9 protein-coding genes are annotated in these 9,573 nt (G+C 69.9%); 6 read left to right on the top strand and 3 right to left on the bottom strand.

All coding sequences use genetic code 11. The features are described 5' to 3' along the window. Nucleotides 1–64: 64 nt before the first annotated feature. Nucleotides 65–643 (bottom strand): phosphohydrolase, encoded by a 579-nt coding sequence (locus ABDW59_RS02895; protein WP_343627918.1) that lies wholly within the window; start codon nt 641–643, stop codon nt 65–67. A gap of 332 nt (nt 644–975) precedes the next feature. Between ABDW59_RS02895 and ABDW59_RS02890 the strand changes: the two genes are divergently transcribed. The 6 genes from ABDW59_RS02890 (at nt 976) to ABDW59_RS02865 (ending at nt 5,985) form a co-directional block, all read left to right on the top strand. Next, a complete protein-coding gene (locus tag ABDW59_RS02890; protein ID WP_343628004.1) occupies nt 976–1,566 on the top strand; it encodes a cytochrome b in 591 nt (196 codons plus the stop codon). Nucleotides 1,567–1,752: 186 nt separating this feature from the next. Continuing rightward, entirely contained in the window at nt 1,753–2,325 is a 573-nt protein-coding gene (locus ABDW59_RS02885; RefSeq protein WP_343628003.1) for a YceI family protein, read from the top strand. Nucleotides 2,326–2,425: 100 nt separating this feature from the next. Further along, nucleotides 2,426–2,995 (top strand): YceI family protein, encoded by a 570-nt coding sequence (locus ABDW59_RS02880; RefSeq protein WP_343627917.1) that lies wholly within the window; start codon nt 2,426–2,428, stop codon nt 2,993–2,995. A 172-nt stretch (nt 2,996–3,167) separates the two neighbouring features. Then, nucleotides 3,168–4,673, top strand: coding sequence for a histidine kinase (locus ABDW59_RS02875; protein ID WP_343627916.1), 1,506 nt, complete (start codon nt 3,168–3,170; stop codon nt 4,671–4,673). After that, a complete protein-coding gene (locus ABDW59_RS02870) occupies nt 4,670–5,146 on the top strand; it encodes a hypothetical protein (protein ID WP_343627915.1) in 477 nt (158 codons plus the stop codon). The genes ABDW59_RS02875 and ABDW59_RS02870 overlap by 4 nt, the downstream gene beginning before the upstream one ends. An 11-nt stretch (nt 5,147–5,157) precedes the next feature. Further along, complete coding sequence (locus ABDW59_RS02865) at nt 5,158–5,985, top strand: LytTR family DNA-binding domain-containing protein (protein ID WP_343627914.1); 828 nt, start codon at nt 5,158–5,160, stop codon at nt 5,983–5,985. Between the two features lie 124 nt (nt 5,986–6,109). Here ABDW59_RS02865 and ABDW59_RS02860 read toward each other — a convergent pair whose 3' ends face one another. After that, a complete protein-coding gene (locus ABDW59_RS02860; protein WP_343627913.1) occupies nt 6,110–8,773 on the bottom strand; it encodes a hypothetical protein in 2,664 nt (887 codons plus the stop codon). Then, a complete protein-coding gene (locus tag ABDW59_RS02855) occupies nt 8,770–9,456 on the bottom strand; it encodes a lysoplasmalogenase (RefSeq protein WP_343627912.1) in 687 nt (228 codons plus the stop codon). The genes ABDW59_RS02860 and ABDW59_RS02855 overlap by 4 nt, the downstream gene beginning before the upstream one ends. Nucleotides 9,457–9,573: the final 117 nt, after the last annotated feature.

The following is a 9,573-nucleotide window of genomic DNA, read 5'->3' as shown; positions in this document are numbered from 1 at the left end:
AAAGGCCTCCCGGCCACCGGAATCCCCCTCAAGAGGGAGACGGCGAACCGATCACCCCCTCGCCTCACGCGATGCTCATCCGGTGCGGGGCGCGCTTGTCCCGCAAGAGCTCCTCCAGCAACGCCAGGTAATAGGCCATCGGCGGCGTGCGCATGCCCGGCCGCTTGGCCAGATCGTCCCAGCGGCGCAGCTGCAGCGCGGCGGAGGCGTGCGGATGGGCCATGAAGATCAGCCGCTCCTCGGCGTTCATCGGGCCGCCCTGCAGCGCCAGGCTGTGACGCGAGGCGTCCGACAGCCCCGGCCCGTAGGCCGCATCGGTGCTGACCAGATAGCGCTTGGCCGCCACATGCAGCCGGATCGGCTCCAGCACCTCGGGCCCGCAGCCACCGGCGCGCAGCAGCGGCAGCGCGCTGAGCTCATGCTGGTCGTCGCGCAGCGGGGCGGTCTCGGGGCCGTCCATCAACTGCCCGATGTCGTGCAGCAAGGCGGCGGCGACGAGGCTATGCTCCGCGTGCGCCCATTCGGCGAGTTGCGCGCATTGGAGCGCGTGCTCCAGGGCGGTGACGGGTTCGCGACGCTCGTCGCCGTACCGCAAATGACCGCGGCGCTGAAACAGCGCCTCGATCTTGGCGATCAAGTCCATGGCCAATCCTTCCGAACGCTCGGCTCCACAGCGGAGCGGCCGCCAGTCTCGATGTCCGCCATGACGGATCTGTGAACTGTCCCCGGCCCTCACATTCAAATCGACTGAACAGTGGCCTCAGTTCCGGTGAACCGACACGCTGTGCGCCGCGCGGACACTTGCTTCCATTCCGGAGCCACCCCAGGACTTCCCAAGGACGAGAGCCCGACATGAGCACGAACGACAACGACCACATCCCCGCCGGCACCCCGGTGCCCGCGCCGGCCGCCGCCGTCCCGGTCGAGCCCACGCCCGCCGTCCCGGTTCAGGCTGCCGCGCAAGCCGCGGCGGCCATGACGCCGCCGGTGCTTCCGCCCGCCGTCGCCGCCGCGCCCACCCCCGTGGCCAAGCCCGTCAAGACCCGCTACGACGGCCTGGCCATGGCCTTCCACTGGCTGCTGGCGCTGCTGATCATCGGCACCTTCTCGGTGGGCTGGTACATGTCTGACCTGCCGTTCTCGATGACGCGGCTCAAGCTCTTCAACTGGCACAAGTGGGCCGGCGTGACCATCCTGGCGCTGTCGGCGCTGCGCCTGCTGTGGCGTTTGGCGAACCGCCCGCCCGCGGATCTGCCCATGCCCGGCTGGCAGAAGTTCGGCGCCCACGCGGTGCACTGGCTGCTCTATGCCGCGTTCTTCGCGGTGCCGCTGAGCGGCTGGGCCTACAGCTCCGCGGCCGGCTTCCCGATCGTGTGGTTCGGCGTGCTGCAGCTGCCCGACTTCGTCGCGCCGGACAAGGCGCTGGCCGCCACGCTCAAGGAAGTCCACGCCTTCTTCGCCTACGGACTCGGCCTGCTGGTGCTTGCCCATCTCGGCGCCGTGGTCAAGCATGTCGTCATCGACAAGGACGGCCTGCTCAAGCGCATGCTCCCGGGCCGCGCCTGAGCGCGGCCATCCAGGCGACTCCCAGACAAGCAGACAAGACCTGACCCTCGCGCCCCGGCGCGAGCCCCGCTCCCTCAAGACCTCCCCGCCTTCAAGAGGACTCTCATGACGAAACGACTGGCCACCCATTTCTCCGTCACCGCGCTGTCGGTGCTGAGCGCCGCGCTGATCCTGGCCGCGCCGGCGATGGCCCAGACCAAGCCGGCGGCCAAGCCCGCCGCCACCACGGCGGCGGCTCCGGCCGCCGCGCCGGCCACGGCCGCGAAGGTGGTGCCGGCGCAGAGCGACATCGCCTTCACCTTCCGCCAGATGGGCGTCCCGGTGGACGGCCACTTCAAGAAGTTCGACGCCCAGCTGGCCTTCGATCCGAAGAACGCCGCGGCCGGCAAGGTGAGCTTCGCCATCGAACTGGCCAGCGCCACCATCGGCGACGCGGCCACCGACGCGGAGCTGATCAAGCCCGAGTGGTTCGACGCCAAGAAGGTGCCGACCGCGACCTTCCAGAGCACGTCCATCAAGACGCTGGGCGGCGGCAAGTTCGAGGTCGCCGGCAAGCTGCTGATCAAGGGCCAGGCGCATGACGCCGTGGTGCCGGTCACGCTGGTGCAGTCCGGCGGCACGACGACCGCCACGGGCGCCTTCGGCATCAAGCGCCTGGACTTCAAGATCGGCGAGGGCGAGTGGAAGGACACCTCCATCGTCGCCAACGACGTCCAGGTGAAGTTCAAGCTGGCCATCACCGGCATGGGTCCGCTGTAAAGCGCGGCCTGCGGCTCATCGACAGTTTTCCCCACCGGTCCGGGTCCGTCCCGTTCCACCTTTCTCACCGTTCCACCCGTTCATAACAGGACCACCCACCATGAAGAAAGCCCTGCTGCTGGCCTCCCTGATCGCCGTGACCGGCCTGGCCCAAGCCGAAGTCGCCAACTACGCGATCGATCCGACCCACACCTACGCCACCTTCGAGATGCGCCACTTCGGCACGTCGACCAACCGCGGCCGCTTCGACAAGAAGGAAGGCACCGTGCAGCTGGACAAGGCGGCCAAGACCGGCAAGGTCGAGATCACCATCAACGTGGACAGCGTCAACACCGGCTTCTCCAAGTTCGACAGCCACCTGAAGAGCGCCGAGATCTTCGACACCGCGAAGTTCCCGACCGCCAAGTTCGTCAGCACGAAGTTCAACTTCACCGGCGACAAGGTCTCGTCCATCGACGGCGAGCTGACGCTCAAGGGCAAGACCGCGCCCGTGACGCTGAAGGCCGACAACTTCAACTGCTACGAGAACCCGATGCTCAAGCGTGAAGTCTGCGGCGGCGACTTCGAGACCACCTTCGACCGCACCGTCTTCGGCGCCGATTACGGCGTGGCCTACGGCTTCCCCAAGGAAGTCAAGGTCGTGATCCAGGTCGAGGCGATCAAGCAGTAAGCCCCTGCGCCCCTGAACGAGGCCCGCTTCGGCGGGCCTTTTTCGTTGGGGAGCCCCTCCGGCCTGTCGGCGATCGCTGCAGTCCATCCCGCCGACCGCACGGCGCGTCGCCGCGGCCCCTGGGCGCGCAAAGGACTTGCGTACAGTGCGAAGCCATACGACAGGTCCCCTCATGAACGCGCCGACTCCCGCCCAGACCCCCATGCGCCAGCGCTGGCTCGCCTTCATGAAGGCGGCCGAGCACGGCTTCCACGCCTACGGCAGCTGGCTGGTGACCATCACCTGGAAGCGCTTCTCGCTGCTGGCGGTGCTGCTCATCATCGGCGCCAACATCCTGCAGCAGCTGCCGCCCTTCTCCTTCAGCTGGCAGCGCCTGGAAGAGACCACCGAGACCGTCCACTCCAAGCCCTCGGCCCCCAAGGAACTGCGCAAGGACAAGAAGGCCCGGCAGCAGTCCCAGGACGAGGACGACGACGCCCGGACCGAGCGTCTCGAGCGCGCCAAGGAAGAAGCCTTGCGCGCCGCCCGGGAAGCGGAGAAGGCGGGCTCCGACGGCCGCTCCGTCGTCGACGTCAACGGCCTGCGCTACGAAGTCCAGATCGACAACCGCGGCGTGCGCATCGTGCCGCGCGCGGCCCCGGGCATGTCCGCCAGCGCCGCGGCGTCCAGCGCCTCGGAAGCCGGCGACGCGACCGACGTCACCGGTCTGCCCTCGCTCGACATCCGCCTGCCCGAGAAGCAGCGCGAGGCGGTGCGCTCCGCCGTCGAGGAGGCCAAGCGCGCCCTCGAGGAAGCCGCCGAGAACGCCCGCCAGGCCAAGGCCGACGCCGAGGAAGCGCGCCAGGAGTTGGAGCAGGCCCAGCGCGAGACCTCACGCAAGACCCGCTACCGCACGGTGAAGCTGGGCGACTTCCTGGACAAGCTGGCGGTGCTGATCGTGCTGGCCTCGGCGCTGATCAAGGCGACCTACAAGGGCCGGCTGCAAGCCGAGGTCAAGGCCGCCAAGGCCACCGAGACCGCCGAGGCGGAATCGCTGCGCCGCCAGGTCGTCGAGGCCCGCATGGCCGCGATGCAGGCGCAGGTCGAGCCGCACTTCCTGTTCAACACCCTCGCCTCCATCGACCACCTGATCGAGACCGATCCGCCGCGCGCCTCGCAGATGCAGAAGAACCTGATCGCGCTGCTGCGGGCCTCCATGCCCACCATGCGCGAGACCAACGCCACCGGCGTGCGCGACCTGGGCCGCGAGATGGCCGTCATCCGGCCGTATCTGGAGATCCTGCAGGTCCGCATGGAAGAGCGGCTCGTCAGCCGCATCGACGTGCCGGACGGCCTGCTCTCGGCGGAGTTCCCGCCCATGATGATCCAGAGCCTGGTCGAGAACGCCATCAAGCACGGCCTGGAACCCAAGGCCGAGGGCGGCAGCCTGACGCTCAAGGCCGAGATCGTGCACGGCAAGCTGCAGGTCACGGTGGCCGACACGGGACTGGGCTTCGGCCGGGCCGCGACCTCGGGCACCGGCGTGGGTCTGGCCAACATCCGCGAACGCCTGACGCTGCTCTATGGGAAGTCCGCCAGCCTGACCGTGGCGGAGAACCAGCCCAGCGGCACCGTCGTCACCATCACCGTCCCCTACCGGACGGCCCATCAAGCCCAGGAACAAGGAGCACACGCATGAAAACGCTGTTCAAGATCGTCCTCATCGGGGGACTGGCGCTGACGGCCTTCGCCTCCGTCCTGGGCTTCAGCGTGCTGGGCCTGCTGTCCGACATTCCCGGCGCCCACCTGACCATCAACGGCGACGACTTCATGTGGTCGAGCATGAATCTGGCCGACGCCTTCGGCGCCGGCCTGGGCCTCGTCATCGCCTTCGGCGTGATGTGCCTGGTCATCCCGCTGGTGCTGCTGCTGGGCCTGGGCCTGCCCCTGCTGATCCTGGGCCTGGTGCTGCTGGCCGGCATCGTCGCGCTGCTGAGCGTGGGCGCGGTGCTGGGGTCGCCCGCCATCATCATCGGCCTGATCCTCTGGCTGATCCTGCGCGACAAGCCGCGCAAGCCCGCCGCCGCCCCGCCGGCCATGTCGACCGCCGCGCCGCTGCCCCCCCAGCCCCCCACCGGTCCGACCGCGCCGACCGAGCCCTCGCTGACCTAACATCGCCCCCCATGAGCGACACCACCACCGCCCCCCGCGCCGTCCTGGCCGACGACGAGCGCCTGATGCGCGAGCAACTGCGCAGCCGCATCGCCGAGGTCTGGCCCGAGCTTGAGATCGTCGCCGAGGCCAAGAACGGCCTCGAGGCGGTCGAGCTGGTCAAGGAACACAAGCCCGATCTGGTCTTCCTGGACATCCGCATGCCCGGGCTGACCGGCGTCGAGGCGGCCAAGCAGATCGCGCAGCTGCCCGACGACGAGGACTGGGTGCTGCCCGAGATCGTCTTCATCACCGCCTACGACCAATACGCGGTCGAGGCCTTCGAGCAGGGCGTGTGCGACTACGTCCTCAAGCCCGCCGAGCGCGAGCGCCTGCTGGTCACCGTCGAGCGCATCAAGAAGCGCCTGGCCCAGCGCGCCGGCGAGCTCGAGCCGGAAGGCCCCGCCAACGGCACACTGCAGCAGCTGCTGCATTCGCTGTCGGCGCGGGTGAACAACACCGGCGGCGCGCCCAAGTACCTGCAATGGATCCAGGCCTCGGTCGGTCAGACCATCCAGATGATCCCGGTCGAAGAGGTGCTCTTCTTCATCAGCGACGAGAAGTACACCCGCGTGCAGACCTCCAGCGTCGAGGCGCTGATCCGCAAGCCGATCAAGGAGCTGGTCGACGAACTGGATCCGCAGCTGTTCTGGCAGATCCACCGCTCGACGCTGGTCAACGTGAAGGCCATCAACGGCATCAGCCGCGATTTCCGCGGCCGCCAGCTGGTCGGCGTGCGCGGCCTCGACGAGAAACTCGAGGTGAGCCGCAGCTACACCCACCTGTTCAAAGGCATGTGACGCGGCTGCGAATCGGGCGCTGTGCGTCGTTGCAGATCCTCGCCATAGCGCTGCTATGGCTGTGGTCTGCGCCTAGCTCAGCACCCGATTCGTCGCCGCGTGGCGGTGGACGTCGGAGCTGGGGTCAGTTCAGGGGCACGGGGCGGGTGATGCCCGCCGCGTCCAGGGCGCGCCGGACCTCGGGCGCGTCCAGGTCGGAGTCCAACTCCGGCAACTCGGTCTCGATGCCGAGCATCGAGTCGCCCTCCCCCTCCCGCATCGGCTTGCGTGACGGCGTCCGCAGGCCCAGTCCCAGCGCCAGCAGCGCGTAGAACAGGAAGGCGATGCGCGGCGCGTCGATCAGGCTGTCGAAGAGCCCGACGACGAGGAAGGCCAGCAGCCCGCCCGCCACCGCCGGCGCCAGCGGATGCCGCCGCGCCGCGCCCAGCGCGCAGCGCCACAGCGCCGTGATCAGCAGCGCGGTCCACAGCGCCAGGCCCAGCAAGCCCTGCTCGAACAGCACATGCGCCGGCAAGCTCTTCATGTGGAAGGGCATGTGGACGCGGTCGCTGGTGAAGAACCAGCGCGCCAGACCCTCGGTGAAATCGCCGTTGCGCAGCAGCGGACCGTGCTCGCTGTCGACCAAGTTCACCGAGGCGATCTCCAGCAGCCCGCCGCGACGGTTCTGCATCATCGACATCTCGATCCGGCGCGGCGCCCAGGCCGGTCCGCCGAAGTCCGCCGGCACCCGGCCCAGCGGCATCTGCACCGTCTGCCAGGCACCGTCCAGCGGCTTGATCTCGGTCTCGCGATTCACGCAGCGCAGCGGGTAGAGCAGGAATTTCTCGCAGACCTCGACCCGCAGCCGTGTCGGGAAGGCCGCGCGCAGCACCACCGTCACGCCGACGTCGCCGCCCACCGCGGGCAGGCGCTGGCCGAGCCGGAACATCTCGTTGTAGCCGGTCTGATGCAGGCCGCTGGTGAGCGTGATCGTCGGACCCGGGAAGGGTTCGGCCGGCGCGCCGCCGGCGGGCGACGGGACCGGCTCGCTGCGGGGCGCGTTCAGGCGCACCTCGCCGACGCGTTCCTCGTAGGGGCCGCTGTTGGCGAAGCTCGCCGGGAAACGGCCGCTGCCCTTGCCCAGCAGCCATTCGTCCACCGTGTGCAGCAGGCCCAGGCCGATGCGCCAGTGCTCGAGGCGGCCCTCGAAATCCTGCGTACCGGTGGACATCCGCTGGCCGATGTAGGCGCCACCGCTCAGCGCAGCGACCACCGCGCAGATCAGCAGACAGCCCGTCCACAGCAGCCCACGCACGCGCCAGCCGGCGGTGCGCAGATCGCTGCCCACCCGCGGCGACCACTGCGTCGCGATCCAGACCAGCGCCAGCACCGCCAGCGCCACGGCGGCGGGGACGATGGCGCGGCCCTCACCCCAATGCGCGGCGACCAGGCCGGCGCCCGCGAGCGTCCCCATCCACACCGTCGCCAGCGCGAAGGCCTGCGCGGGCTGCGTCAGCCCGCCGCGCCACATCCAGCCCAGCAGCAGTCCCAGCAGCACCAGCGCGCCGTCGATCAGGTAGGCGCCTTTGGGCAAGACGTCGATCAGCAGACCGCCCGCGAGCACCAGCAGCAGCGCGGGCAGCGGCGCGAGCACCAACAGCGCCCGCGTCTGGCCGCGCGGCCAGGCGGCGCGCGCATGCGGCATCGCGAGCAGCACCGCGGCGCTGCCGGCCAGCGCCAGCATCGCGCGATAGCCCCCGGCGCTGAACAGCAGCCAGGCCGCGACCGCCGTGCCCAGCAGCACGCCCGCCGACCAGCCCAGCGGCAGCGAGGGTTCCACCCGCGGATAGACATAGGCCGGCGCGCCGCCGGATCGCGGCGCGTCCAGGCCCAGCCGACGCTGCGACGCCCACAGCAGCGCGCACAGCCCCATGCCGACCGGCACCGCCAGATAGACGCCCCGGGAGAAGGTCGTCAGGCAGGCGTAGAAGGCCAGCAGCAGCACCAGCAGCCCGAAGGCGAAGCGCAGCGGACGCCGCTCCCGCAGCGTCCACAGCAGCGCGAAGGGCACGCCCAGCGCGAGCGCGCCGTCCAGCGAGGCGCCTCCGACATGCATCTCCCAGAACCAGGAGGTGGTGCGGTAGTCGCTCGAGAAATCGGTCAGCCCCGTATAGACCCAGCGCTCCCAGACGGCGCCCAGCGCGGTCAGGAGCAGCGCCACGAGCCAGGCCGCGCGCGTCAGGCGCTGGACGGCGGAGGGCCGCAGGTCCGACGCCTTCTGCCACAGCGGCAGCAGCAACAGCACCAGCACGAAACTTTTGCCGGCTCGCAGGCTGTTCATCGGTTCCTGCAGGCCTTGCCAGAAGCCGAACTGCAGTCCGCCGGCCTGGTCGAAGCCGCGCCAGATGGCGATGCCCACCGAAAGCCCGAAGACCGCCAGCAGCACCCGCACCGCCGCACGCCAGCGCAGCGCGCGGTAGCGCCAGGGCACCGGCCGGTGCGAGGACACGGTCAGCGCCAACGCCGCGTAGCCGCCCGCCGCGACGGCGAGCACCAGCAGATCCAGTTCCTCGAAGGTGAGCCAGCCGGTCCAGGGCGCGAAGCCGATGATCGGGACCAGCGCCGGCACCAGCATCGGCAGCACCTGCCAGCCGAAGAAGCCGCCCACCGCGATCGCGGCCCAGAGCGCCGTCATCGCCACGGGCTCGATCGGGTAATGGCGGGACAGCCACAGGCCGGTGACGGCGCAAGCCAGGCTCAGGGCCAGCGCGCCGAAGGAGGACGGCCGGGTCGGGAGGACGAACTTCATGCGCGCGTCCGTCCCAGGCTGTTGGCGATGCACCATTGCGCCGGCCAGTAGCTGGCCAGGACCCAGAAGCTGGCCATCTCCATCGGGCCGGCAAACTTGTTGATCGCCAGCATCGCGTCGGACAGCACGAACAGCGTGCCGCCCCAGGCGGCCCAGCGGGCACGAGGCTCGTCGGGCAGGCCGGTGCTGGCGCGCCACCAGACCCAGGCCTGCGCCGCCATCGCGGCCAGGCAGACGACGTAGACGATCACCGGCGCCTGCAGCGCGGCCGGCACGTTGGGCCAGAGCCGACCCAGCACCATCGCGGCGATCACGCCGAACATCAGGAAGGGCCAGCGGATCGCGCCCAGCCGCACCCGGCTGCGGAAGCCCAGGATGTAGCAGAGGTGCGCGACGAGGAAGCTCACCAGCCCGGGCAGGAAGCCTTGCTCGGGCCAGAGCAGCGCGATGTCGCCGGCCAGCGAGCACAGCAGGCCGACGCGCAGCCAGCGCGCCAGCCGCGGCTGATCGGCGCCGCGCGGCCAGGCGTGCAGCAGGATCAGGACGGTGGTCAGCGGCTTGAAGATGAAACCCAGTCCGGCAGGCAGTTGTGCGGGCTGCGACAGCGCGAGGATCGCGACGGCGGCGCTGGCGAGCGTCAGCAGCGGCAACAGGACGCCGGACTTGGGAGCGGTAACGGTCATGGCGCCGCATTCTGCCGGTTGGCGGCGACACCGGCGGTAGGGAGCCCCCTCGGAGGTGGTAGACCTTACAGGTGGCGCGGGGCGATTCACGCCCGTGAACGCGATTCGCCCGGGCGC

This window comes from Roseateles sp. (assembly GCF_039595295.1).
Classification (GTDB): domain Bacteria; phylum Pseudomonadota; class Gammaproteobacteria; order Burkholderiales; family Burkholderiaceae_C; genus Roseateles.
This window is presented reverse-complemented; position numbering and strand designations above follow the sequence as displayed.